General features: G+C 33.6%; 24 protein-coding genes. 20 read left to right on the forward strand and 4 right to left on the reverse strand.

What is annotated here, in order from left to right; all coding sequences use genetic code 11:
* The first annotated feature begins 37 nt into the window (after positions 1-37).
* Positions 38-1,516, forward strand: a complete 1,479-nt coding sequence (locus LC076_RS17440; RefSeq protein ID WP_226670362.1) for a SulP family inorganic anion transporter — start codon at positions 38-40, stop codon at positions 1,514-1,516.
* Between the two features lie 250 nt (positions 1,517-1,766).
* Here the strand turns inward: LC076_RS17440 and LC076_RS17445 are convergent, their stop codons facing one another.
* Both LC076_RS17445 and LC076_RS17450 read right to left on the reverse strand, forming a co-directional pair.
* Positions 1,767-2,321 carry a cysteine hydrolase family protein gene (locus LC076_RS17445; protein ID WP_226670363.1) on the reverse strand — a complete coding sequence of 185 codons (555 nt, stop codon included), beginning with the start codon at positions 2,319-2,321 and terminating at the stop codon, positions 1,767-1,769.
* 22 nt (positions 2,322-2,343) lie between these two features.
* Positions 2,344-2,541: a DUF1272 domain-containing protein gene (locus LC076_RS17450; protein ID WP_226670364.1), complete on the reverse strand. Its 198-nt coding sequence runs from the start codon at positions 2,539-2,541 to the stop codon at positions 2,344-2,346.
* 280 nt (positions 2,542-2,821) lie between these two features.
* On the opposite strand from LC076_RS17450, the gene LC076_RS17455 reads away from it, so the two are divergent.
* From LC076_RS17455 to LC076_RS17470, 4 genes are all read left to right on the forward strand, one after another.
* Positions 2,822-3,241, forward strand: coding sequence for an Lrp/AsnC family transcriptional regulator (locus tag LC076_RS17455; RefSeq protein WP_226670365.1), 420 nt, complete (start codon positions 2,822-2,824; stop codon positions 3,239-3,241).
* A gap of 167 nt (positions 3,242-3,408) precedes the next feature.
* The gene (locus LC076_RS17460; RefSeq protein WP_226670423.1) at positions 3,409-4,425 is read left to right on the forward strand and encodes a Gfo/Idh/MocA family protein; all 1,017 of its coding nucleotides are present in this window, start codon (positions 3,409-3,411) and stop codon (positions 4,423-4,425) included.
* A 414-nt stretch (positions 4,426-4,839) separates the two neighbouring features.
* The gene (locus tag LC076_RS17465) at positions 4,840-5,007 is read left to right on the forward strand and encodes a hypothetical protein (RefSeq protein ID WP_226670366.1); all 168 of its coding nucleotides are present in this window, start codon (positions 4,840-4,842) and stop codon (positions 5,005-5,007) included.
* Positions 5,008-5,043: 36 nt separating this feature from the next.
* The gene (locus LC076_RS17470; RefSeq protein WP_226670367.1) at positions 5,044-5,496 is read left to right on the forward strand and encodes a chemotaxis protein CheX; all 453 of its coding nucleotides are present in this window, start codon (positions 5,044-5,046) and stop codon (positions 5,494-5,496) included.
* 598 nt (positions 5,497-6,094) lie between these two features.
* Here LC076_RS17470 and LC076_RS17475 read toward each other — a convergent pair.
* Positions 6,095-6,328: an aspartyl-phosphate phosphatase Spo0E family protein gene (locus LC076_RS17475; protein WP_226670368.1), complete on the reverse strand. Its 234-nt coding sequence runs from the start codon at positions 6,326-6,328 to the stop codon at positions 6,095-6,097.
* A gap of 338 nt (positions 6,329-6,666) precedes the next feature.
* Here LC076_RS17475 and LC076_RS17480 point away from each other — a divergent pair, with 338 nt between their 5' ends.
* Complete coding sequence (locus LC076_RS17480; RefSeq protein WP_226670369.1) at positions 6,667-7,215, forward strand: GNAT family N-acetyltransferase; 549 nt, start codon at positions 6,667-6,669, stop codon at positions 7,213-7,215.
* A 275-nt stretch (positions 7,216-7,490) separates the two neighbouring features.
* On the opposite strand, the gene LC076_RS17485 is transcribed toward LC076_RS17480, so the two are convergent.
* Positions 7,491-7,844 carry a hypothetical protein gene (locus LC076_RS17485; protein ID WP_226670370.1) on the reverse strand — a complete coding sequence of 118 codons (354 nt, stop codon included), beginning with the start codon at positions 7,842-7,844 and terminating at the stop codon, positions 7,491-7,493.
* Between the two features lie 451 nt (positions 7,845-8,295).
* Between LC076_RS17485 and LC076_RS17490 the strand changes: the two genes are divergently transcribed.
* The 14 genes from LC076_RS17490 to LC076_RS17555 all read left to right on the forward strand — a co-directional run bounded on the left by LC076_RS17490 (position 8,296) and on the right by LC076_RS17555 (position 25,222).
* Positions 8,296-9,138, forward strand: a complete 843-nt coding sequence (locus tag LC076_RS17490; protein ID WP_226670371.1) for an undecaprenyl-diphosphate phosphatase — start codon at positions 8,296-8,298, stop codon at positions 9,136-9,138.
* A 316-nt stretch (positions 9,139-9,454) separates the two neighbouring features.
* Positions 9,455-9,760 (forward strand): ArsR/SmtB family transcription factor, encoded by a 306-nt coding sequence (locus LC076_RS17495; protein WP_226670372.1) that lies wholly within the window; start codon positions 9,455-9,457, stop codon positions 9,758-9,760.
* A gap of 70 nt (positions 9,761-9,830) precedes the next feature.
* Positions 9,831-11,225, forward strand: coding sequence for an aldehyde dehydrogenase (locus LC076_RS17500; RefSeq protein ID WP_226670373.1), 1,395 nt, complete (start codon positions 9,831-9,833; stop codon positions 11,223-11,225).
* A 201-nt stretch (positions 11,226-11,426) separates the two neighbouring features.
* Positions 11,427-11,969 carry a glycerol-3-phosphate responsive antiterminator gene (locus tag LC076_RS17505; RefSeq protein ID WP_226670374.1) on the forward strand — a complete coding sequence of 181 codons (543 nt, stop codon included), beginning with the start codon at positions 11,427-11,429 and terminating at the stop codon, positions 11,967-11,969.
* Between the two features lie 431 nt (positions 11,970-12,400).
* Positions 12,401-14,065: a glycerol-3-phosphate dehydrogenase/oxidase gene (locus LC076_RS17510; RefSeq protein ID WP_226670375.1), complete on the forward strand. Its 1,665-nt coding sequence runs from the start codon at positions 12,401-12,403 to the stop codon at positions 14,063-14,065.
* Between the two features lie 149 nt (positions 14,066-14,214).
* Complete coding sequence (locus LC076_RS17515; protein WP_226670376.1) at positions 14,215-15,147, forward strand: alpha/beta hydrolase; 933 nt, start codon at positions 14,215-14,217, stop codon at positions 15,145-15,147.
* A 38-nt stretch (positions 15,148-15,185) separates the two neighbouring features.
* Positions 15,186-16,271 (forward strand): DNA alkylation repair protein, encoded by a 1,086-nt coding sequence (locus tag LC076_RS17520; RefSeq protein WP_226670377.1) that lies wholly within the window; start codon positions 15,186-15,188, stop codon positions 16,269-16,271.
* Between the two features lie 369 nt (positions 16,272-16,640).
* The gene (locus tag LC076_RS17525; RefSeq protein ID WP_226670378.1) at positions 16,641-17,813 is read left to right on the forward strand and encodes an AGE family epimerase/isomerase; all 1,173 of its coding nucleotides are present in this window, start codon (positions 16,641-16,643) and stop codon (positions 17,811-17,813) included.
* Positions 17,813-18,988 (forward strand): glycosidase, encoded by a 1,176-nt coding sequence (locus tag LC076_RS17530; RefSeq protein ID WP_226670379.1) that lies wholly within the window; start codon positions 17,813-17,815, stop codon positions 18,986-18,988. Before LC076_RS17525 ends, LC076_RS17530 begins: the two co-directional genes overlap by 1 nt.
* A 267-nt stretch (positions 18,989-19,255) precedes the next feature.
* On the forward strand, positions 19,256-20,269 hold the full coding sequence (locus LC076_RS17535; RefSeq protein WP_226670380.1) for a substrate-binding domain-containing protein: 1,014 nt from the start codon (positions 19,256-19,258) through the stop codon (positions 20,267-20,269).
* Positions 20,270-20,939: 670 nt separating this feature from the next.
* Positions 20,940-21,536: a hypothetical protein gene (locus LC076_RS17540; RefSeq protein ID WP_226670381.1), complete on the forward strand. Its 597-nt coding sequence runs from the start codon at positions 20,940-20,942 to the stop codon at positions 21,534-21,536.
* Between the two features lie 350 nt (positions 21,537-21,886).
* Complete coding sequence (locus LC076_RS17545; protein WP_226670382.1) at positions 21,887-23,230, forward strand: ABC transporter substrate-binding protein; 1,344 nt, start codon at positions 21,887-21,889, stop codon at positions 23,228-23,230.
* A 280-nt stretch (positions 23,231-23,510) separates the two neighbouring features.
* On the forward strand, positions 23,511-24,389 hold the full coding sequence (locus tag LC076_RS17550; protein ID WP_226670383.1) for a carbohydrate ABC transporter permease: 879 nt from the start codon (positions 23,511-23,513) through the stop codon (positions 24,387-24,389).
* 2 nt (positions 24,390-24,391) lie between these two features.
* Positions 24,392-25,222, forward strand: coding sequence for a carbohydrate ABC transporter permease (locus tag LC076_RS17555; RefSeq protein WP_226670384.1), 831 nt, complete (start codon positions 24,392-24,394; stop codon positions 25,220-25,222).
* The last annotated feature ends 134 nt before the right edge of the window (positions 25,223-25,356 follow it).

Raw genomic sequence — 25,356 nt, forward strand, 5'->3', positions numbered from 1 at the left:
AATATCACAAAAAAATGTTTAGGGAGAGGTGTCTTTTTTGGATTTAAGTACAATTAAATATTCTTGGTTTGGAAATGTCAAAGGTGATGTATTAGCAGGTATCGTAGTTGCTCTTGCATTAATTCCTGAAGCAATTGCGTTCTCAATCATTGCAGGTGTAGATCCAATGATCGGATTATACGCATCTTTTTGTATTGCGGTGACAATTGCTTTTGTTGGAGGACGACCTGGAATGATTTCAGCTGCAACAGGAGCTACAGCACTGTTGATGGTCACATTAGTTGCTGACTATGGATTGCAATATTTACTTGCTGCAACCATTCTTACAGGTATCATTCAGATTATTATGGGTGTTCTAAAATTAGGAAGATTAATGAAATTTGTTCCTCGTTCAGTTATGACAGGTTTCGTTAATGCATTAGCTATTTTGATTTTCACATCACAATTACCACATTTTGCAGGTGAATCATGGCAGATGTTTGCCATGGTAGCTGGAGCATTAGCTATTATTTATATTTTGCCACGTTTTACGAAGGCTGTTCCTTCACCATTAGTAGCGATTGTTGTTATTTCAATCATTGCGGTGATGACAGGAAGTGGTGTAAGAACTGTTGGAGATATGGGTGAATTAACACAAGCATTACCATTATTTTTATTACCTGATATTCCATTAAACTTTGAAACATTGCAAATCATTTTCCCATATTCACTTTCTATTGCGATTGTAGGATTAGTGGAATCTTTATTAACGGCACAAATCGTAGATGATATGACAGATACAGATAGTGACAAAAATAAAGAAGCACGTGGTCAAGGGATGGCAAATATTGTTTCAGGATTTTTTGGCGGGATGGCTGGTTGTGCGATGATTGGTCAATCCGTGATTAATGTTAAATCAGGTGGTAGAGGACGATTATCTACTTTGGTTGCAGGGGTTTTCTTAATGGTGTTAATTTTACTATTAAACGACTTTCTTGTACAAATTCCAATGGCAGCACTTGTGGGTGTAATGATCATGGTTTCTATTGGAACATTTGATTGGACATCATTAAAAACTCTTCACAGAGTACCGTTAACAGATTCGTTAGTAATGGTTGTTACAGTCATTACTGTGATCATCACTCATGACTTATCTAAAGGTGTTCTTGTTGGGATTATTTTAAGTGCGATCTTCTTCGCTGCAAAAATATCAAAAGTAAAAGTAACAAGCTTATCAGCAGAGAGATCTAGTAAGAAGATATACCAAGTATCAGGTCAATTATTCTTTGCCTCTGTTACAGATTTTGTTAAAGAATTTGATTTTAAAGAAAATGTGAAGGAAATAGATTTAGATTTAACACAGGCACACCTTTGGGATGATTCCGCTGTTGGCGCTATCGATAAAGTTGTAATTAAGTACCACCAAAATGGTGTAAAGGTGAATTTAATAGGCGTCAATTCAGAAAGTAATAAATTAATTGAAAAAATCGCTGTTCATAATAAACCAGGTGGACTGAATAAAGTAGCAAATCATTAATAAAGACTGTTGTCATAAACTTTTTTGTTTTAATAACCTGAAAAAATAGCTCTGCATAAGGTCTTGTGGCATCTTTTCTTTCTTGAATAATACCTTATAGTGGTAAACACAGGGTTTTAACAGATAATTAGGTAGTTCAGCAACAATCTTTGAGAAAAGAGCCTTAATGAAATAGTTTAGAAAAAGAACATCAATTGTTTGATGTTCTTTTTTCTGTTGTATTGAAGGGTTCAGATCTACTGCACGAATGTTATCGATCTATGAAATTTTTAATATATTCAGATGTCGTTATTACGGTCGCAAATTCCTTGTGTAGCGTTGCTAGTGAGCTATGATGAATTGTTTCTGCGTCTATGTAGTGATCGTTATGGTCAACTAATCCGAAGGCAGCTGTCGCATCTGATATTAAGAATGTTGTAAACCCTAAGTTACCACTCATTCGTGTTGTTGTAGAAACACAATGTGGAGTCGTTAATCCTGTAATCACTACTTCTGTTATTCCTTTATTTTTGAGAGTGTCTTCAAGTGCAGTATTAATAAAGGCACTGTTTACCTCTTTTGTGATAATCATTTCACCATCAATTGGCTGAACGATTTCCTTGATCTGAAAACTATGGTTTTCCGGATAAAACAGTGAATCTGGATTTTGCGAGATATGCTGAATAAAAATGACGTTCTGTTTACTAGCTCTCCATAAAGATAAAAGGTGGCTGATGTTTGTTTCTGCTTGTAAGTTATTTCGACTTCCCCAGCTATCATCATAAAAAGCGTTTTGTACGTCAATAATGATCAGTGCTCTTTTCATTTAAAATCACCTCAATGTTAGATTATTTCCTCCAGCTCATAGGACACATGTACTTAGCAGGTTTCGGTCGTTTTACCAATTCTCCACTACAATTAGGACAAATATTTGACATATCATTCGTGCAGTTTTCACAAAAGGTGCATTCATGAACACAAATATAAGCTATTAAATCAACGTTCGCCTGGCATTTTTCACAAGCGCCTTTCATCTCTAAACCCATAATATAGCCCCCTTGCTCAGAATGAATTTTATAAACTTTGTAGAAATGAAATACTTAAGGTACAGAAATCTAGTATGATCTTTTCTTCTTTTAATGGCACCTTTACCATAGGATCACTATACCTTTAGCGTACACCTAACAAAGAAGAGTCATATCCATTATCATTATTTTAAATGAAAAGAAATGTAAGATATATGCTATTTATAAGGAGATCAAACTGTTATTCTTAAGAATATAAGGAATTTAGATAAGTAAAAATGAATTATAAAGGTGAGCAATAATGGACAATGTGAATCGCAAAATTTTAACGATACTTCAAGAAAATGGTCGAATATCAATGACAGAGTTAGGAAAGATAGTTGCTTTATCAACTCCAGCCGTTACCGAGAGAGTTCGCAGACTAGAAGAACAAGGTGTCATTGAAGGGTATAAAGCGCAAATAAATCCGGAAAAAATAGATAAATCTGTAAAAGCCTTTGTTTTAGTTGAAACACATCGTTGCAAAGCGTTCAGAGAATTTTGTAAGGAAAACCCAGTCGTGATTGAATGTCATCGGTTAACAGGTCAGTATAGCTATTTGGTGAAGATTGTAACAAATAACAATGAAAATTTAGAGAGATTCATAGATGAGACAATGGAATTTGGTCAGCCTTATACAATGATTAACCTCTCTTCACCTGTACTACATAAAAAAATATAAGTGCGTAGATCAAGCAAATATGTCTCAGTTTTTTGAAAATAATCAAGGCTCATTTGGACATAGATGCGAAACTTAACAACTATTATAATGGTGTGGGATAGTGGATTCTAAATGTTTCATGGTTTAGTTGAAGACAAAAGACTTAAAATACATACATAAGGAGAGACATATTGGAGCATAAAATTATTGTTGCTGGTTGTGGTGGAATGTCAAATACTTGGTTAGATTATCTTGAAAAACGTGATAATGCGAAAATTGTTGCGCTTGTTGATCTTTATGTAGAAACAGCTCAAGCAATGAATGAGAAAAGGAACTGGAATGTGCCGATCTTTTCAGATTTATCTCAGGCTATTAAAGAAACAGATGCAGATCTCGTTTTCGATATTACAATTCCTTCGAGTCATAAACAAATTGTCACAACTGCTTTAGAAGCGGGTTGTCATGTGTTTGGGGAAAAGCCAATGACTGAAAATATGGAAGATGCGAGGGAATTAATTAGAATTTCAGAGAAAACGGGAAAACAATATTCAGTCATGCAAAACAGAAGATACTTAAAACAAATTCGTGGATTTAGTGATTTTGTCAAAGGTGGGTCTATTGGAAAACTAGGTTCTTTATATGCTGATTTTTTTATTGGTGCACATTTCGGAGGTTTTCGTGATGTAATGGATAGTCCGCTTATTCTAGATATGGCGATTCATACATTTGATCAAGCACGACTTATTTCTGGAGCGGATCCAGTGTCCGTTTATTGTCACGAATTTAATCCTGAAGGATCTTGGTATAAAGGAAATGCTTCAGCGATTTGTATCTTTGAAATGTCCAATGGCTCTGTCTTTTCTTATCGAGGATCTTGGTGTTCAGAAGGATTTAACACTTCTTGGGAAAGCAATTGGCGTGCAATTGGTGAGAAAGGGACTATTTTATGGGATGGAGTAACCCCACCAATTTGTGAAGTGATTGATGAGAGTAAGGAAAAAGGATTTATTCACTCCACTAAAAAAATACCTATCCCTTGTGATTGGTCTCATCAAGAAGGACATTGGGGCTGTATAGATGAAATGTTCTCAGCAATTGAAGAAAAGAGATTAGCTGAAACCGATTGTCGTGATAATATCAAAAGTATGGCAATGGTTTTCGGAGCCATTGAGAGTGCAAAAACGGGTCAAAAGGTAATGTTATAAAAAACAAGATGAAGGAGCAAACCCTTTACTAATGGTTTGCTTCTTTTCTTATTTGTTTAAGGTAAGATAGGATAAGATGTGCTCCGAGTGATTATTCTTGTTATGAAGATAATTGAAGAATGATTATAATTTTAAAATATGGTCAAACAAGCAATAGAAAAGATTGCTGTTAAAATGTTTAATTGCATACTTTTACTTATCAAAGTGTATCCAGTGATTCTTGATTTTTTTGGGGGAAGTAAATGCAAACTTTAAATAGAATCCGAAGTAAAGGGTGTAGATGCGAATTCTACACCCTTTACTATACGCGAATTTATCAGTAGTACAATCTGTCAAGCTCTAAAAATATGTAGAATTTTGTCGATATAGTAATTAAGTGTTTTTTTACTATAACATTCAAAAAAGGTCAAGGAAATGGGGGAACTGGCTAAATTTGGAAAAGTAACTTATGATATCCTCCGATTAATCAGTGAGGTAATTCCCAAAATGTCTTTTTGTGTTGCTATGGTGCAACAGTTGAAAAAAGTTGCTGGTAATGCAAAAGATTTAGCAAAAATCGCTCAAAAGCTTCAAGAAGATTAAACTAAGATCGCTTAGAAAAAGAGAGGAGGTAAAGGCATGAGTAGTACAGCCTCAAAAATAATAACGACGATACAAGAAGGTATGATTGACTCAATAAAACAAATTGTTCCTATTCAAACTGATTCTGTTGATTCTACGTTTGTCAGTAAGAATATCTCACTGAATTTTGCTGTTCTTGTCGGACTTACAGGTGATATAAAAGGTAAGATTCTTTACAAAGGAGAGTTATCACTTTTTGGTTCAGTTGGGGAGATTATGTTTGGGATGAAAATAGAGGGAGATATGTTAAAATCTTTCGCTGGAGAGCTTGGTAATATGATTTCTGGTGGACTTTGTACAAATTTATCTTCTAAAGGCATTGTCATTGATATTACATCACCAACGATATTAGAGGGAAGCTCCACAATATCAGGATTTAAAGAAGCTGTTGAAATAGAAGTGTACTTTCAAAATGGAGAGAAATTAAGTATTGTTGTTATGATTGATTAATTTATCTTTGAGTTTTTATTTGCGTATGTTTATTGATTTCGTAAGTGTAGTTGTGATCCTTACTGGGAGCTCTATGATTTAATTGGGTATCTCATTGATTCAGTCAGGTCATTCAACTAGGTACTAGAAATCAACATTGGTTTTTAACGTTTAATAGAAAAAGAGGTTGAGACATAACTTAGTCCCAACCTTTTTTCATAATTTTAAGAATAATCTTGTATGTTAGAGGATATTCCATGTAGATAGATGACAATTCTATGAATGAAACTTAGAAGAAGAAAAAAAGGTAATTGTTTATGTAGGTAACTAAGTGGCTGTTAATAATGAGCCTTTTCAAATCATGATATGATATAGTCTCTTTTCTGAAAAATTGTTGCTAATTGACGTCTTTATCTGTTAGAACTAGTGTATTATTGCTTAAAAGGTACGACCTGTAGAAGGAAAAATGTACTAGACTTTATAAAGTGTTGTTTCCATCAGGTTTCTAAAAACAGCCAATATATAAGAAGGAATCTCTCTTTTCATTAAATAAAACAGGGTGTAAAATAATTGATTCTAAAGAAAAGGGGGGTTCCTTCAACTATTTACTTGCAGGGTGCTACTCTTTAAAATAAATATACATATTACGCTTACGATGAAATTGGTTTATTAGTTGATCTACTTGAACGCTCAATTCGATTGTTTCTTTACTCGTCATTCCAGTACTTGCTGCAGAATCAATCATCTGTGAGCTTGTTTTAAGAATTTTTTTCCCAATCTTAAGTAGTTCTTTCTTCTTCCTTTTTTTAATTCGACTATCCTCAATTAACAGATAAAACCGCTCCTCAATCAATGCAACCACCTCTTAAATAGATTTTAATAAAAACATTAAACCAGATTAACTAATAGAATGGAAGGTATTCGACAAAAATAGAATTTTTATGATAAAAAACTGCATTTTTATAAAGAAAATGAAATCACATAATGAATTTTAATAAAGGCTCTTTTCTGAAAGATTGTTGCTAATTGACCTAATTATCTGTTGAAAACAATGTTTTTTATCGTTTAAAAGGTTCTATTATAAGAAGAAAAGAGCCACTAGACTTGATACAGAACTGTTACCTTCAAGTTGATAATAGCAACAAAGTTTGCGAAAACAGTCTTAATAAATAAATAGGAGGATATGAAGAAATGTCACGAATTGTAACATTACGTAAAAAAACAAAAGAAGACTTACCTATTTTGTGGAACTATAAGTATGGAAAGGATCATCCTGAATGGAAAAAATGGGATGCACCCTATTTTCCCCTAGAGTTCATTAATTATGATGAATATGTTCAGCAATTTCTTGATGAAGATTTGGAGAAAAGTAGAATCATAGAAGTTGATGGAGTTGTTATTGGTTATGTTGGATACTATTGGGAATATGAACAAACAAAATGGCTTGAAGCAGGAATTGTTATTTACGATCCTTCCTATTGGAGTGGAGGTTATGGAACAAAAGCACTCTCTCTTTGGATTGATCATTTGTTTCAAACACTAGATATCCCTCGAGTTGGTATTACGACTTGGTCTGGTAATGAACGCATGATGAAGCTTGCTGAAAAACTCGGGATGAAATTAGAAGGTAGAATGAGAAAATGTCGCTATTATAATGAGGTGTATTATGACTCGATAAGAATGGGGATTTTAAGGGAAGAATGGGATGAAATGAAAGCAACTAATACCAAGTTAAAATAGGTCAACAAAAACCTACTTATCATACTATGCAGTGATGCGATATCAAGAACGAGATAACATACTAGAGTGAAATTTCCTAATAAAAAGTCACCTTGTGTATTCAAAGGGCTTTTTTTCCTTTTATTGTTTTCCTATTAGGGTTATAAATTTAGGGGAATCACGAACCTTCTAATTTTGGATGTATTTGGGGTTTTCCACGAAGATCTTCTTTATTTTGCACTTAACAAAGTACAAAAATCAATAAAAAACTTAGTGAAAAAGGTGTTTAATGATTGTTATAACGTTTCTATTTTTTCGATCATTAGACCTCCAGCACCTTTGCTAAAATAAACCTTAATTTCCATCCCTTCAGAAAGCTCATTTAAAAAAGGCTTTTTTAAATCAGTTGGACGAAAAGAAATAACTGTGTGATCATCACTCAAACCTTCAACCTTCTCATCTACTACTTTTGTAATTTTATATTTTTTAATTTTTAGATAACTTTCTTCATGTGTTGAATTGTCAGCTTCAGTATCAACACTACTTACCTTTTTACTAGTGTTTGTCATGAATTCATCTGTTGAATAACTAGCTATTAGTAAGAAGAGAATAAGTGTTAAGCAGGATAATAAAATAATTTTCTTAAACATTCCATCGATCTCCTTTAAACAAACTTCACACTACTATTCTTCCCAACTAGAAAAACATTAAACATGTATTAAAAGATAAAAACTGTTTGTAAGAGCTTTACTGAAAGACTGTTTTTGGAAACTTTGTTGCTTATAAATACCGAAGAATCAGCATTCTATTAAATCTAGTGATATCTTTTCTGCATTAAATAGGAGCCTTTATGCGAAAAATACACTGTTTCTACTGCATATTTTGGTTGCATAGCATATAGCCTACCGAAAAGAGTAAATGATTTATTTGAAAAATAGTTTCCATATTAGAGAATTAGTAGCTATACTAACATATGTGCTAAAGCATTTTGCCGTTGTTGTAGGCTTTAAGACATTTACTATTAAAGTAGATATTAAAAACAAGATAAGTTGAAATGAACAAATAGATTTGAACATTTAATGTGTGAATGGAGAAAAAATAATGGATATTCTTACACTGTTGAAAGCTGTCATTCTTGGGTTGGTTGAAGGGTTAACTGAGTTTGCTCCTGTTTCATCAACAGGTCATATGATTATAGTTGATGATATGTGGTTGCAATCTGAGGCATTTTTAACAAAATATGTTGCCAATACATTTAAAATTGTTATACAGTTAGGATCAATTTTAGCCGTTGTTGTTATATTTAGAGATCGCTTTATCCAATTACTTGGCTTAGGGCGATTACGTAAGAAAACAAGTAGCACACACCAACCTAGTGAAAATCATTTACGACTTTCACAGGTGATTGTAGGGTTAATTCCTGCTGGTGTTCTTGGTGTACTTTTTGAGGATTATATAGATGAACATTTATTTTCAATTGAAACGGTATTAATTGGCTTAGTCGTCGGAGCGATTTTAATGATTTTAGCTGATCTCTTCGGTGCAAAAGAGCCGAAAATCGTTTCAGTTGATCAGATTACTTATAAGCAGGCGCTTTATGTTGGTCTTATTCAATGCCTCTCGTTATGGCCAGGATTTTCTCGTTCAGGATCAACGATTTCTGGAGGTGTTTTATTAGGGATGAGCCATAGAGCTGCAGCCGATTTTACCTTTATTATGGCTGTTCCAATTATGGCAGGTGCAAGTACATTATCATTACTGAAAAACTGGCAGTATTTCACACTAGATGCCATGCCATTTTTTATCACAGGCTTTATTAGTGCATTTGTTTTTGCGTTAATTTCCATCCGCTTTTTCTTAAAATTAATTAATAAAATTAAACTCGTTCCATTTGCAATCTATCGTATTCTTTTAGTCGTTGTTATCTGGATTGTTTATTTTTAAGCATATTAGCTAAGGTTCACAATGTGTGTATCTTAGCTTTTTTATTTTGGATAGATGGTGTTTAAAGCCTTTTTGATTTGGGCTTTTTTCTGAATAATTTGTTGCGAATGAACCTAATTTCCTTTTCGTAACAATAGTGTTATCAAATAAAAGAGGACATTACATTTTATATCGTGCTGTTTTCTTCAATTAACAAAAAGCAGCAAAGTTTACGAAAGATTGCCTTTAGTAAACACATCACTCCTTGACATGATATTGGTGAGGAGATATATTATGTTTAATATTTTAAACGTTTGGAAATAAGGAGAGAAATGACATGACAGCAGAGGTAGCGATTGAATCGTTCAGAGTTTGTATCCCGCTTTTTCAAGCGCTAGGTGATGTGTACCGCCAAGATATTATTATGCTTCTTGCAGAGAAGGAACGGTTAACAGTAAATGAGATTACGGATCACTCAACATTGTCTAGACCCGCAATTTCTCATCACTTGAAAATATTACGACAAGCGAATTTAGTGTCAATAGAACAAAAAGGTACACAACGGATTTATTCTCTTTCTCTAGAACATTCTGTTGATCAGTTAAAAAAGTTAATACACGTTGTTGAAGAAAATTGCTTTTGATCGATTTTCTCTAAAATATTGAAGTCATATCTACTTTTTAGTATTAATTTTAGTGGGAGGAGTTCTCCATATGGTCGAAATAAAAGAGCATTCGCTAAATTCAGTTGAAAAGCATGTACACATGCAAAAACAATACTTTAAAACTGGAGCTACTAGATCGAAAGAATTTCGAGTGAAAATGTTGGAAACACTCGAGAAGCAAATTAAGAAGAATGAAGAGGAAATTTCTCGTGCTTTAAAGCTTGATTTAAATAAATCGGAGTCAGAAGCGTATGTAACGGAGATCGGTTTTTTATTAGAAGAAATTCGCTTTACGATGAAACATATAAACAGATGGATGAAGCCTAAAAAAGTGAAAACAGCAATCACACATATTGGTTCAAAGAGCTATACAATTGCTGAGCCATATGGTGTATCACTTATTATTGCTCCTTGGAATTATCCGTTTCAACTTCAATTAGCACCTTTAATTGGAGCGATTGCTGCTGGAAACACAGCTATTTTAAAGCCTTCAGAATTAACGCCAAATACATCAAATATCCTTGCTTCTATTATAAGTGAAGTGTTTGACCCAGAGTATATAGCTGTTCTAGAAGGCGGAATTGATACGACAACTTATTTGCTAGAACAACCCTTTGATTATATCTTTTTCACAGGAAGTGTACCTGTTGGGAAGATTGTCATGAAAGCTGCTGCAAAAAGATTGATTCCCATTACATTAGAACTTGGTGGGAAGAGTCCTTGTATTATTGATGAAACAGCCAATGTGGAATTAGCTGTAAAACGGATTGCTTTTGGTAAACTCATCAATGCGGGTCAAACATGCATCGCACCAGATTATTTGTACGTTCATAAAAATGTGAAAGAAAAATTCTATATGGAATTTAAAAAAGTTATCGTTGAATTTTATGGTGAAAATCCAATTGCGAATGAACATTTTGCGAAGATTGTAAATGAGCGACATTTTAACCGTTTAACGACCTATTTATCTCAAGGAGAAATTTTACATGGTGGCAGGATGGATGAAACAAGCCATAAAATTGAGCCTACATTAATTGTTCCTAACAGTATGACGTCTGAAATAATGACTGAAGAAATTTTTGGTCCTATACTCCCCATGATTGAATATGAGGAAATACAAGAAGTGATCGACTTTGTGACTAGTCGTCCAAAGCCTCTTGCTTTGTATCTTTTTACAAAAAGTGAGTCAATTGAAAAGCAAGTAACAGAAACAATCTCGTTTGGTGGCGGATGTATTAATGATACACTCATGCATATTGCCACACCATATTTACCATTTGGTGGAGTAGGTGAAAGTGGAATAGGAACATATCACGGTGAATCGAGCTTTCATGCTTTTTCACATAATAAAAGCATCTTAAAACAAACGAATCTCTTTGATTTTCGTTTTCGTTATCCTCATGCGGAAAATGGATTAGCTAAGTTAAAGAAACTAATGAAATAGTAACATGACCATTATCAAGTGTTTATCATGTGATTTTCTTTTAGATTTATGTCAAGGGACTCCAAAGTGGGCTGATAAAAGAAGGCTCCCGGACTTCCTAAGGTAATGCAATAGGGCTTTTTTTACTTTTTTCCTCTTGGAAGCCTACATAAATAATCTACTAAGAGAAATCAAAGGAATAGAGATAGGATAGGAGTTTTTATGCAAAAAATAGTCCCAGCGTTTTCCTCAATGAAACAATATGAACTTTTTCTAGAAAGTGATTATGAAATTGGTGTTTTTTTAGAAACTCATATTTCCCAGTTGGGGAATATTCATAAATTAGCAGAAAAACATCAAAAGAAAATTATTTATCATGTTGACTTAATTCATGGATTGAAAAATGATGATTATGCAACAGAATATATTTGTCAGCAGTATAATCCTTATGGGTTGATCTCAACCAAGTCAACGGTCATTTTGAAAGCGAAGCAAAAGGGTGTTGTAGCTATTCAGAGGATGTTTTTAATCGATTCACATGCACTTGAACGAAGTTATCGTCTTGTTAATAAAACAAAACCAGATTATATTGAAGTTCTACCTGGAGCCATGCCATGGATGATTGAAGAAGTAAAGGATCGGACAAAAACAAAGATCCTTGCAGGAGGTCTTATCAGATCTGTTGCTGAAGTTGAAGCAGCCCTTGAAGCAGGTGCAGACGGAATCACGACTTCAAATAAAGAGATATGGAATTATTTTAAATAATGGTTTTGTGGAATAAATTAGAATGACCTCTTTGAGTGATGTTATTACAATTAATCTATTCAACAAGGAGTAAAAAGTCTACATTACTTGAAACTTATTGATAGCTAAGTAATTGGTTTTAAAATTCATTATAGTGGAATGGAGCTTCAGACAATTGACTCCCTCCCCGCGGAAAGCAATTGTCTAAAAGCGAAATGAAACGAACTAATGATCACCCTAAAGTAGATATAATTATTTAATCATTGAAATAACTGTCATGAATGTTATAATAAAGGTAAGTTAATAAACGCGGTAGGAGACATGGAGAGACCATTCTACATTATAACAATTGTTATAATGCTAGTTTTGGTCTCTTTTTTTGTACGTTTTTATAGATATTGGTGTAAAACCTACAAATAGTTAAACAATAAAATACATTCGGAGGTTATCACATGGAGAATTTCTCTAGTATGAATAGATCAGAGCAGTTAAAAACAATGAGTGAAACAAAGTATGATTTATTAGTAATTGGCGGGGGAATTACAGGTGCTGGAATTGCATTAGATGCTGCTTTAAGAGGGATGAAGGTGGCTGTCGTTGATATGCAGGATTTCGCTGCAGGAACTTCAAGTCGATCAACAAAGCTCGTTCATGGTGGGTTGCGTTATTTAAAGCAATTTCAGGTAGCGATGGTTGCAGAGGTTGGTAAAGAACGCGAAATTGTTTATGAAAATGGCCCTCATGTGACAACACCAGAATGGATGTTACTTCCAATGCATAAAGGTGGAACATTTGGTAAATTTTCAACATCTATAGGTTTACGTGTTTATGATTTTTTAGCAGGTGTGAAGAAATCAGAACGAAGAAAGATGCTTTCTGTTGAAGAAACATTAAAGAAAGAACCATTAGTAAAGAAACAAGGCTTAGCTGGTGGAGGATATTATGTAGAATATCGAACAGATGATGCAAGATTAACAATAGAAGTGATGAAAGCAGCAGTTGCAAATGGAGCAAATAGTATAAATTATACAAAAGCTGTGGAATTAATTTATGATGATAAACAAGTAGTAGGATCAAAGGTGAAAGATGTTATCACACACAAAGAATACAACATTTCAGCGAACATTGTGATCAATGCTGCTGGTCCATGGGTCGATAAAGTGCGTAATAAAGATTATTCTAAAAATAATAAAATGCTTCGTTTAACAAAAGGAGTACATTTAGTTATTGATCAATCTGTTTTTCCACTTCGACAAGCAATATATTTTGATACACCAGATGGTCGAATGGTTTTTGCTGTTCCAAGAGAAGGAAAAGCTTATGTTGGAACAACGGACACATTTTTTGACACAGATATCGCCAATCCAAAAATGCTCGCTGAAGATCGAGACTATATCCTTGAGGCGATTCGTTATATGTTTCCAGATGTGAATGTAACGGATAAAGATGTTGAATCAAGCTGGGCTGGAGTTCGTCCTCTAATCTATGAAGAAGGAAAAGATCCGTCAGAGATTTCAAGAAAAGATGAAATTTGGGAAGGTGACAGCGGATTAATCACAATTGCTGGTGGAAAATTAACTGGATATCGTAAAATGGCTGAAAGTGTTGTAGATCTCGCATCTAAACGAATCACAGAACAATATCCATCTGTATCATATAAATCATCAATCACAAAGTCTTATCCAATATCAGGTGGTCATGTAGATGGCTCGAAAGGCTTCACAACATTTGTCGCAAAAAAACAACAAGAAGCTGTTCAATATGGTTTTACCAAAGAACAAGGTCGAGATTTAGCTAAAATGTATGGATCTAATGTTGATACATTATTTCAATATGGAAAACAATATGATGAGCTTCAAGTTAATTTATCAAGAGATGTTTATGCAAAGCTTATGTATTCAATTGAACATGAAATGGTCACAATGCCAGTAGATTTCTTTGTAAGACGTACAGGTGCACTTTTCTTTAATATTGCTTGGGTAAACACCTGGAAAGACGAAGTTATTAGCTTTATGGAAAAGAAATTAGCTTGGACATCTGAACAAACAGAGGAATATCGAGTACAATTGGAGAAAGAGCTAAAAGATGCAGTGATACCAACTGATTTACATTCTTAAATCAAGTGATAGTTATCCACTCTGTTGATCAGATAACCTATATAACAACTTGATTTCTATTAATAGCTGCACAGAGTTTAAAGTTTATACGATTGATAAAGCTAAGGAGTTAGGCATATGTCTAACTCCTTTCACAAAGGGGAATAATCATGAAAGCAAATAGTTGGTTAAAGATGTCAGATGGGCAAGAAGTTTTTATTAGTAAATGGTCAGATGAATCCATACAACCAAGAGCCGTTTTACAACTTTCACATGGCATGGCAGAACATATTGGTCGTTATGAGGAATTTGCAAACTTTCTAGTTGAACATAAAGTATTTGTCGTAGGAAATGATCATCGTGGTCATGGAGAAACTGGAAAGAAAATTGGAGACTATGGTTTTTTCGCTGAAGAAAGTGGGTTTGAAAGGGCTGTTGAAGATCTAAAAGAGATAAATACTGAAATTCATAAAAAATATCCAACTACACCTGTTTTTATCATGGGACATAGTATGGGTTCCTTTTTGGTACGACGTTTTTTACAGCGCTTTCATAATGATGTTGATGCTGTCATTTTATCAGGAACTGGTGGAAACCCTGGATTTATGGGAAAAATAGCAAAAGTCATATCGAAATCACAAATCCGTAAACTTGGTCAAAAATCAGAGAGTCAATTAATGAATAAACTGGTTTTTGGTCGTTATAACAAACATATTGCTAATGTGAAAACAAGTTATGATTGGTTAACAAGAGATCCTCAAAAAATTCAATATTACATGGATGATCCTTATTGTGGTTTTATTCCAACAACAAGATTTTTTTATGATTTGATGGATGGACTAGAATTGATTCACAAAACCGAAGAAGTAAGAAAGATAAACAAAGATCTACCTTTCTTGCTTTTCAGTGGTGATCAAGATCCGGTAGGGAACTATACAAAAGGTGTAGTAGGCGTTATTGAGCAGTATAAAAGAAATGGAATCAAAAACATAGAGTACAAGTTTTATAAAGAAGGTCGTCATGAAATGTTAAATGAATTGAATCGCCAAGAGGTATATACAGATATTATTCAGTGGATTGAAACACAATTGAAAATCGTTTAATGTAAAGAAATGACTATTGTGTTAGTAAAGGAGAAAATATGGCCGAAGAATTAAGAAATATATTTAGTGAACAGTTTATTATTTCGCTTTCTTCATATTTGGAAGAAGAGTATCCTGCTTTTAATTCAGCATTGTTTCAGTCACGTATATATCATGATCATTGGAATGACCTTTCGTTGAAAATGCGAGTGCGTCATATTACTAGTTGTTTACATGAAACATTACCAAAGCAGTATGACGAAGCAATTGCTATTTTAAAAGCTGTTGCACCAAGAGTTCGAGAAAGCTTAGCTGGAATTATTTTTCCTGATTATGTAGAAGTATATGGACTAGATGATTGGGAGATCTCGATGGATGCACTTGAATTTTTCACCAAATACTCAACATCTGAATTTGCTGTTCGACCATTTTTTATAAGTAATCCACATAAGATGACCCAGCAATTTCTAAAATGGAGTAAAGACAGTAATGAACATGTGCGTAGGTTAGCAAGTGAAGGATCTCGACCAAGGTTACCATGGGGAATGGCCCTTGTTAGTCTGAAACAAGATCCTTCACCAACCTTACCTATTTTAGAGAATTTAAAGAAAGATACATCATTATATGTAAGGAAAAGTGTAGCTAATCATTTGAATGATATTTCTAAAGATCATCCTGGAATTGTGATTGAATTGGCAGAAAAGTGGATTGGTAAGAGTGAAATAACAAATTGGATAATAAAAAAGGGATTACGAACATTATTGAAAAAAGGAAATGAACAAGCTCTTGAATTAGTTGGGATAAAGAGAAATAGCAATATAGATGTACTTCATTTAACAGTAGTAAACTCTGTTAAAATTGGAGATACTCTTTCATATTCCTTTGAACTTCACTCAAGAGATCAACAAGAACAAAAAATTCGGATTGAATACTCTATCGATTATGTAAAAGCGAACGGAAAGCTGTCTCCAAAGCAATTTAAGATATCAGAGAATACCATCTCACCTAATGAGCTTAAGATTTATCAGCGGAATCATTCTTTTAAAGAGTTATCAACACGAAAGCATTACCCAGGAATGCATGTGATTTCAGTGATCATCAATGGAGAAGTAAAAGCAAGCGCGGAATTTTCAGTAACACATTAGAGGTCAGCGATGGACTATAAATAGAACATCGCTGATTTTTTTCTAAAGGTGAAAAGGGTAGTGTTTATACATAGTTTTGATCATTTTAGCTTAAATTTTACTAATTCTTAATGTTGAGTAATTCTCTACTTCAACTTTTAAATCCCTCGAAATTTTCCTCTTTAAACGAAATGAAATCTTTTGATAGAAAGCTAGCAAAAGCTAACGTTAATACCTCATTTAGGGTATAAAGTTAGCTTTTTTAAGTTAGTGATTATTTTTAAATATGAAATTTATGAAAACGCTTTAAAGTAGATTGACAAAATGTTAACAAGCAAGTAACATGATAATTAAGTTATCGGTAAACTAAAGTTTGGGGGTTTATAGGTTTTGGATAAACTTAATAAAGAGATTAAAAATCACTTAACTGATCATATCTTGCCATTTTGGATAAATCTTAGAGATGACGAAAATGGTGGTTTTTACGGAAAAGTAAATTATGACTTAACAATTGATAAAAAAGCTGAAAAGGGTGGTATAGCAGCTTCTCGGTTTTTATGGTCTTTTTCAGCCGCTTACCGTATGACAAAAAATGAAGAGTATCTTCAATATGCGCACCACCTTTATAAGTTCTTAATTGATAAAGTTTTTGATCATGAACATCAAGGGTTATTTTGGTTAGTTGATTACCAAGGAAATCCAATAGAAGATCAAAAGCATGTTTACACACAATCATTTGGAGTTTATGCATTAAGTGAGTATTATCGTGCAACTAACAATGAAGAAGCACTACAATATGCAACTGAACTTTTTAACTTAATAGAAACCAAAGGATTTGATTCAGTAAATAATGCCTATAAAGAAGAATTTGGTCGTGAGTGGAATGAGCTTCCAAATGAAAAATTAAGTGAAAACGGGATTATTGCGGATGTGACAACAAACACACATCTTCATGTCCTTGAAGCCTATACAAACCTTTATAAAGCATCTCCTACTGATGAAGTGAAGAAGCGTTTAATAAATTTAATTGAGATTTTCTACGAGAAAATCTATGACAAAGAAACGAAATATTTAAATGTGTTTTTCGATAAAAATTGGAATTCGTTGATGCCACTGAAATCATATGGTCATGATATTGAAGCAAGCTGGCTCATTGATGATGCATTAAAAGCTTTAGGGTTAGAAGAAGAAAAATACATTTCAATGGTCATTGATATTGCGTATAACATTGCTGAAACAGCTGTTGTTGAAGATGGTTCATTAGTCAATGAACAGCATGATGATAAGATTGATTTCACACGAGTTTGGTGGGTTCAAGCAGAGGCGATGGTTGGTTTCCAAAACGCGTATGAGAGAACAAAAGATGAAAAGTTCTTAAAATTAATTGATGGTTTATGGGAATACACAAAAAATAACTTAGTTGATCCTCGTGAAGGTGGAGAGTGGTTTTGGTCTATAGAACCAGATGGCAAGCCAACAGAAAGAGCTGTTGGAGAACCGTGGAAAACACCTTACCATAATTCAAGGTTTTGCTTAGAAATGATTGAAAGGAATGAAGGATAATGATACACGAAAAATATTTTGAGTTAGTTGAAAAACAAAATGAGTTATTAAATAAAAAAAATGAGAAAAAGGTAGACTTCTATAATGGAGTTTATGATCGTTATGAAAATCCAGTGATTACTCGTCATCATGTACCTGTTCATTGGCGTTTTGATTTAAATAAAGAAACAAACCCGCATTTCATGGAGAGATTAGGGATTAATGCGGCATTTAATCCGGGAGCAATTTACCTAAATAATAAATATTATCTTGTCGTTCGTACAGAAGGATTAGATCGTAAATCATTTTTTGCCATAGCAGAAAGTGATAATGGAATTGATCAATTTCGCTTTATTGATACACCTTTAACATGGGATGATATAGATGAACACGAAACAAATATCTATGATATGCGTTTAGTTCAACATGAAGATGGTTGGATTTACGGAATTTATTGTTCTGAAAGTAAAGATCCGAATGCACCAGAATTTGATACATCAAGTGCAATTGCACAAGCTGGCTTGGTTCGAACAAAGGATTTGAAGAAATGGGATCGACTTCCTAATATTCAAACACCATCTCCACAGCAACGTAATGTTGTTTTACACCCTGAATTTGTTGATGGAAAATATGCATTTTACACTCGTCCTCAAGATGGATTTATTTCAACAGGTTCTGGCGGTGGAATCGCTTTTGCTCTATGTGATGATATTCTAAATCCTGTAGTAGATGAAGAAAAAGTCATGCATGGTAAACGTTATCACACTGTTTATGAAGTGAAAAATGGTCAAGGTCCAGCGCCAATTAAAACAGAAAAAGGTTGGATTCATATTGCACATGGTGTAAGAAATACAGCAGCTGGGTTACGTTATGTCCTTTACACTCTTGCAACAAGCTTAGAAGATCCAGCAAAAGTCATTGCCCTTCCTGGTGGACATTTTATTGCGCCATATGATGAGGAGCGAATTGGTGATGTATCGAATGTTATTTTTAGCAATGGTGCTATAGTTAATGAAAACAACGAAGTATTCATTTATTATGCTTCAAGTGATACACGTATTCACGTTGCAACAACAACGATTGAAAAACTTGTAGATTATACATTTAATACACCAGAAGATCCGTTTCGTTCATTGGACTGTGCTGCACAACGCAAAGATCTTATTGAACGTAATTTAGAGTTATTAAAAAAATAGGCTCAGTTAAACTTTGTTGTTGATTTCCGTTTCAGGCATTCGCTTTCCGCGGGGCGGGCGGTGAGCCTCCTCGACGCATAGCGTCTGTGGGGTCTCACCTGTCCCGCTACTCCCGCTAGAGTCTCATGCCTTTCCCTTCAATCAACAAAGTGCTAATAATCAACATCAAGCTTTAACATAGCCAAAGAATATAACAAATAAACGACTTTCTTTAAATATGACCAATAGGGAGTTCCTTGCACATGGGGTTGGTTCGGAGGAAAACGAATGAAAAGCAATGTGACGATGAAGGATATAGCAGATAAATTAGGTGTAAGTAGTGTCACTGTTTCCAAAGCTTTGAATGATAAAGAAGGTGTCAGTGATGAGCTGAAAAATAAAATCAAGTATCTAGCTGATGAAATGGGTTATCGCTACAATGCTATGGCAAAGTCGATGAAAGAAGGACTTTCCTATAATATTGGAGTGATTATACCAGAAAGATATGCTGGTCTTGCTCAATCCTTTTATTTAAATGTTTATCAAACTATTACTCGACACTTAGAGAAAAGTGGCTATTATGGAATTCTGCATATTTTAAACAATGAAGACGAAAAAAACCTAACTCTTCCAAGGATCTATTACGAAAAAAAAGTTGATGCATTTATCATATTAGGGCAAACAAGTAAAAATTATATCGAAAAAATACAAAATATCGGGCTTCCAAAAGTCTTTCTTGATTTCTATGATGAACATGCAGATATTGACTCAGTTATAACAGATAACTTTTATGGAGCCTATGAAATAACAAATTACCTTGTCCAAAAAGGCCACTGTGATATTGGTTATGTTGGAAATTTAACATCTACAAGTAGTATTCAAGACCGTTTTCTAGGATATTATAAATCTTTATTAGAGCATAAACTTCACTTAAATTATGATTATATTTTAAATGATCGTGACGAAAATGGAGTTTATATCGATATACAACTACCTGAAAAACTTCCAACAGCCTTTGTATGTAATTGTGACCAAGTGGCACATAACTTAGTACAAAAGCTTACAAAACTAGACTATCAAGTTCCGGAAGATATTTCTGTCGTTGGATTTGATAATGATGTGTATGCGACAATCACTGAACCAGGCTTAACAACTGTTGAAGTAGATATAGAAGAAATGGCACATAATGCGGTAAGCTTTATTTTAGAAAAAGTGAAAGATAGCAACAAGTCATTCGGAAGAGTATTGGTTAAAGGGAAAATTGTCTATCGGAATTCGGTTAGGGAGATTAAACAAGGCTAACCACCTTAATTTAGATAGCCTTTAACATAACCTTTGTCTACAAAAGGCTAGGACATAAGTATTTAAGTTAATGATCAACCCGAAATATTAGGTGGTATTTATTCTTACGCCTAATAGTTCGGGTCTTTATTTACTGTCTTCAATAGATTTTCTGATTTTGTATACTATCTTTAAGAATTAGTTGAATGGAACGAACCTAAGACACTAATTCTCCTATGGGAAGTAGAGGAAGAAATGGGATCTACACAGAGCAGCTGAGGGAGGTATGGTTTCCTCTCCGGTGAATCTTTTCTCTGCAGCGCAATGGAACGAACTTGTTATACCTGTTTATCTGATTAATAGAAACAAGTATGATCTATTGGGTGATTTAGATTTATTCGTCTTGATGGATGATTTCTCTCATTAGCTTCTTATTACCACACTAGTCCATTTATTAAATTCACCTTTCATTGTTATAATAGACTTTAAATTAAGGCTCTTTTCTGAAAGATTATTGCTAATTGATCTAATTATGCATTGGAAACATTGTTTCTATAGCAAAATATGTCCTATCCTATGAAGAAAAGATGGCACTATGCTTTATATAGTGTTGTTTACTTGGAGTTGTTAAAGCATTAAAGTTCACGAAAACAGCCTAAATGAATCATGACTTATGTGCAAAGGAGAAAAAATGAATAGTAAAATCATCATGTTTTTTCAGTATCTTTATAAGTTCTTTCAGGTGAGTATTTATTTTTGGATAAGCTTGTTGAAGGGATTTGTGGTTTATAGTATTGTTCCAAGTTTTTGTGCGTTGTTTTTAACATTACATCATCTCAATAGAGGTGAAGATGATGAAAAAAATATAAGTGTACGGAAATTATTCAAGCAACAGTTTGAATTGCACAAAACACATAAAATCGTGTCGTTCACTTATACCTTTATTTTAATGCTGCTATATGCATTTCTTTATTTTGTAAATAAACAAGGTAATGATTTAACAATCGTTATGTCAGTTGTGTTAATTTACTTACTTGTTTTGACTCTATTAATGTTAACTTTTAGTACTGTCTTTCTTTCTTTTAAAAAACAACCAATTAAGCTTGCAAACATTCATGCCTTTTTAGCGATTATAAAAAACCCTGTTAGCTCTATAGCAATCTTAGCTCTTTTTATACTTATGTATTTAGCGGCAGATTATAATTTTGCTTTTTTTGTCTTTTTTGGACCATTTCTTTACGGGTTTGGTGTGATCTATTCCTTATATAAACATATAGAAATTGATTGAATAATAACTAGAAATACTTTCGCGAATGAAAGTATTTTTTTTGTTTTAGCATTGTTAATATAAGGGTGTTTAAACTCTTTTTATGATAAGTGAAGTTACATAATAAAAAAATTCTGGTCATTTACGTTACATTCCGTTATAATTAGGTTACCGTTAACTTAATAATTTTGTTTGTAGTAAAGTTCACTAAAAGTACAGTCTCCTTATATTTTTTGAAAGAAATAGTAAAAGAAATGAAGAATTCAAAAATATTAACAGGAAAGTTATTGACAAGAAAGCGTTACCAACTTACAATTAATTTGTAACCTATACGGTAACTTTAAAACGAAGTAAAGAGAGGGGTTATTATAATGAATAAAAGTAAATTACTTAGTTTGTTCATGACAATGTTGCTTATTATATTAGTTGGCCTTACTGGCTGTTCTTCTTCTTCAGATGAAGGTGATAAAGGAAATTCAGATCCGGATGTAAGCTGGAAAGATAAAGCTCCAGAAGATATTGAAGGAGAAATTACATTTATTTCTCAGAGAACAGATATTGTTGACACAGTTTTCCCTGAATATGAAAAAGAGTTTCAAAAGAAATATCCGAACGTAGAAGTGAATTTTGAAGCGTTAACTGATTATGGTGGTCAAATTACACCACGTATGAACACAGAAGATTATGGTGATGTTTTATTACTTCCGACTCAAGTACCAATTGAAGATCTTCCAAATTTCTTCGAGCCACTTGGTAAACTTGATGAAATGAGCGAAGAGTACATGGGTGTAGAAGAGAGAGCGGTTGATGGTACTGTTTATGGCATTCCGATTGCTGTTACTTACACAGGTGTTGTTTATAACAAAAAAGTATATGAAGAAGCTGGTGTAACAGAAACACCAAGAACAATGGATGAATTTATTACAGCATTAGAAAAGATTAAAGAAAATACAGATGCAGTTCCACTTTACTCTAACTATGCAGCTGGTTGGCCGTTAACTCAGTGGGAAGGTGCATTTACTACTGTAGCTGGAGATCCTGCGTATTACAACCAAACAATGGTGAATGAGAAAGATCCTTTAGTTGAAGGAAAACCTCAATATGAATTATGGAAGCTTATGTATGATGTAGCGAACAAAGGTTTAATTGAAGCAGATCCATTAACAACAGATTGGGAATCTTCAAAAGCAATGATGGGTAAAGGTGAAATTGCGACAATGGTATTAGGTTCATGGGCGATTGATCAAATCAAAGCAGTTGCTGAAAATCCAGATGAAATTGGTTATATGCCATTCCCAACAAATGCAGATAAAGTGATTTTTCCATTAGGTGCTGACTTCCAAATGGGTGTGAACAAGCACAGTGATAATAAAGATGCGGCTTTAGCTTGGGTTGACTGGTTTATCCATGATTCAGGTTATTCAGTAGAACAAGCTGGTGGTATTAGTGCAGCGAAAAGTGTTCCACTTCCTGAAGAACTAAAAGTATATGAAGAGCAAGGTGTGACATTTGAATTGTTAACTCCTGCTAAAGAAGGTCAAGAAGGATTACTTGATAAAATTGACAAAGAAGCAGAACTAGGTTTATGGCTAGAAGATACACCGAAGCGTATTGTAGAAGCTGCAATTGGAAATCGTGATGAATCATTCGAGGACATTATGAAAGAACTTAATGCCGAATGGAATGAAGCGTATGAAAAGGTAATGGCTGAGTAATAAGCTTAAACAACAAGGAAGGTGCATGTAAAAGCACTTTCCTTGCCTAAAAACTATTGTTGTAAGTGTTTACAAGTTTTTGTTTCGTTGATTCATAGTGAATGAAGATATGAATCTATTAATTGTGTATGAATGAAAGCATGATCAGATCAAGAACATAAGTCAATTAGGAATAGAAGGTAACGGTATACATACACCTTCTATTCCTAATCGCCTTATTTGCTCTTGGGAAGTAAGGTGCTTTTTCTATTCATACTAATACTGCCAGGAGGTGTGGTTCTTGTTTAAATTTTCGAATTTATCATACGATGCGCAAAGACGCTTTATTATTGTTCTTTTCTCGATTGTACCTGTTGCATTATTGATCACGTTTGCTTATGTACCTGTTATGAATATGTTTTATTATAGTTTCACTGATTGGAATGGTTTTAGTGAGAAAGAATTAGTAGGTTTTGAGAATTATGTGACAATCTTTACAGATCCTGAGTATTTTTCAGTATTTAAAGTAAGTTTATATTATTTTGCAGGAACATTCGTGCAAATGGGTTTAGCTTTATATTTTGCAACGATCTTAAGTTTTAATGTTCGTTTTAAGAATTTTTTCAAAGGTGTTATCTTCTTTCCTTATCTATTAAATGGTGTTGCGATCGGATTTATGTTCTTATTTTTCTTTAGACCTGAAGGAACACTTGATACTGTTTTAAATGCATTTGGTTTAGGTGCTATTATTACACATTGGTTAGGAAATCCAGATATTATTAATATTTCTTTAGCTGGTACATCTGTATGGAGATATATGGGCTTTAACTTTATTATTTTCCTAGGTGCTATTTCATCTATATCAAAAGAAGTATATGAAGCTGCTGAAATTGACGGTGCTAATAGATGGCATCAGTTTAGATATATTATTCTTCCAAGTATACGAAGAATTATTGAATTAAATTTAATTTTAGCGATTAGTGGTGCGTTGTCAGCATTTGAAATTCCGTATATTATGACTGGTGGATCAAATGGAAGTAAAACATTTGTTATACAAACAGTGGATATTGCCTTTAAATACGGAAAAGTAGGCTTAGGTTCTGCGATGGCTGTGGTTTTATTAATTATCGTTGTTCTTGTTACTGTTATTCAGAAAAAGCTATTTAAGGAGCGTGACTAAAGATGTATCAACTTAAATATGCATTGGGAAGTACGTTGAAATATGTATCCCTTCTTTTAGGGGCGTTTGTTGCGTTAATTCCTATCGTAGTTGTTTTCTTTGCTTCATTTAAAACAGGTAGTGAGTATACGAGTACAGGTCCACTTACTCCTCCGGAAAATTGGTTGAATTTCGAAAATTACACAAGAGCCTTTACAGAAGGAAATATGTTATTAGGTTTTACAAATACTGCGTTTATCCTAGTGATTTCGATTATCGGAGCGACATTAACGGGCTCGATGATTGCATTTGTTTTGCATCGTTTTACCTTTAGAGGAAGTAAGTTATTAATGGGAGCTTTCTTACTTGCAACGTTAATACCTGCCGTGACAACTCAGGTTGCTACTTTCCAAATTATAAATGAATTAGGTCTTTTTAATACAAGATGGGCTGCGATTATTTTGTACATGAGTACTGATATCATTGCTGTTTATATCTTCTTACAGTTCATGGATTCGATTTCAGTATCACTTGATGAATCTGCGATGTTAGATGGTGCATCTTACATTACTATTTTCAGAAAAATTATCTTACCTTTATTAAAACCGGCAATTGTTACAGTTATTATTGTTAAAGGTGTGAATGTGTATAACGATTTCTATACCGCCTTTCTCTATATGCCGAAAACAGATCTGCATGTTATATCCACTGCACTATTTAAGTTTAAAGGTCCTTATGGTTCACAGTGGGAAGTAATCTGTGCGGGAATTATTATAGCGATTATTCCAACGCTTATCGCTTTTATCACATTACAAAAGCATATATACAACGGAATGGCGGGTTCAGTTAAGTAATCATGTTTCGAAAATTTAATTAAGTGAGAATTGATCAGAAGATGTAAAAGTCGTCTAGTTAATTCTCGTTATTTTCTAGATTAAAGAAACAGTTTCACATAATCCGAGTACAGGGCTGATATGATTTCAGGTCT

Source organism: Metabacillus litoralis, from assembly GCF_020524045.1.
GTDB lineage: Bacteria > Bacillota > Bacilli > Bacillales > Bacillaceae > Metabacillus > Metabacillus litoralis_C.

What these genes read in the sequence shown, in the direction of transcription:
- LC076_RS17445 (WP_226670363.1), bottom strand. Translation starts at nt 2,321, where the DNA reads ATGAAAAGAGCACTGATCATTATTGACGTACAAAACGCTTTTTATGAT.
- LC076_RS17450 (WP_226670364.1), bottom strand. Translation starts at nt 2,541, where the DNA reads ATGGGTTTAGAGATGAAAGGCGCTTGTGAAAAATGCCAGGCGAACGTT.
- LC076_RS17455 (WP_226670365.1), top strand. Translation starts at nt 2,822, where the DNA reads ATGGACAATGTGAATCGCAAAATTTTAACGATACTTCAAGAAAATGGT.
- LC076_RS17465 (WP_226670366.1), top strand. Translation starts at nt 4,840, where the DNA reads ATGGGGGAACTGGCTAAATTTGGAAAAGTAACTTATGATATCCTCCGA.
- LC076_RS17470 (WP_226670367.1), top strand. Translation starts at nt 5,044, where the DNA reads ATGAGTAGTACAGCCTCAAAAATAATAACGACGATACAAGAAGGTATG.
- LC076_RS17480 (WP_226670369.1), top strand. Translation starts at nt 6,667, where the DNA reads ATGTCACGAATTGTAACATTACGTAAAAAAACAAAAGAAGACTTACCT.
- LC076_RS17485 (WP_226670370.1), bottom strand. Translation starts at nt 7,844, where the DNA reads ATGTTTAAGAAAATTATTTTATTATCCTGCTTAACACTTATTCTCTTC.
- LC076_RS17490 (WP_226670371.1), top strand. Translation starts at nt 8,296, where the DNA reads ATGGATATTCTTACACTGTTGAAAGCTGTCATTCTTGGGTTGGTTGAA.
- LC076_RS17495 (WP_226670372.1), top strand. Translation starts at nt 9,455, where the DNA reads ATGACAGCAGAGGTAGCGATTGAATCGTTCAGAGTTTGTATCCCGCTT.
- LC076_RS17500 (WP_226670373.1), top strand. Translation starts at nt 9,831, where the DNA reads ATGGTCGAAATAAAAGAGCATTCGCTAAATTCAGTTGAAAAGCATGTA.
- LC076_RS17505 (WP_226670374.1), top strand. Translation starts at nt 11,427, where the DNA reads ATGCAAAAAATAGTCCCAGCGTTTTCCTCAATGAAACAATATGAACTT.
- LC076_RS17510 (WP_226670375.1), top strand. Translation starts at nt 12,401, where the DNA reads ATGGAGAATTTCTCTAGTATGAATAGATCAGAGCAGTTAAAAACAATG.
- LC076_RS17515 (WP_226670376.1), top strand. Translation starts at nt 14,215, where the DNA reads ATGAAAGCAAATAGTTGGTTAAAGATGTCAGATGGGCAAGAAGTTTTT.
- LC076_RS17520 (WP_226670377.1), top strand. Translation starts at nt 15,186, where the DNA reads ATGGCCGAAGAATTAAGAAATATATTTAGTGAACAGTTTATTATTTCG.
- LC076_RS17530 (WP_226670379.1), top strand. Translation starts at nt 17,813, where the DNA reads ATGATACACGAAAAATATTTTGAGTTAGTTGAAAAACAAAATGAGTTA.
- LC076_RS17535 (WP_226670380.1), top strand. Translation starts at nt 19,256, where the DNA reads ATGAAAAGCAATGTGACGATGAAGGATATAGCAGATAAATTAGGTGTA.
- LC076_RS17540 (WP_226670381.1), top strand. Translation starts at nt 20,940, where the DNA reads ATGAATAGTAAAATCATCATGTTTTTTCAGTATCTTTATAAGTTCTTT.
- LC076_RS17545 (WP_226670382.1), top strand. Translation starts at nt 21,887, where the DNA reads ATGAATAAAAGTAAATTACTTAGTTTGTTCATGACAATGTTGCTTATT.
- LC076_RS17555 (WP_226670384.1), top strand. Translation starts at nt 24,392, where the DNA reads ATGTATCAACTTAAATATGCATTGGGAAGTACGTTGAAATATGTATCC.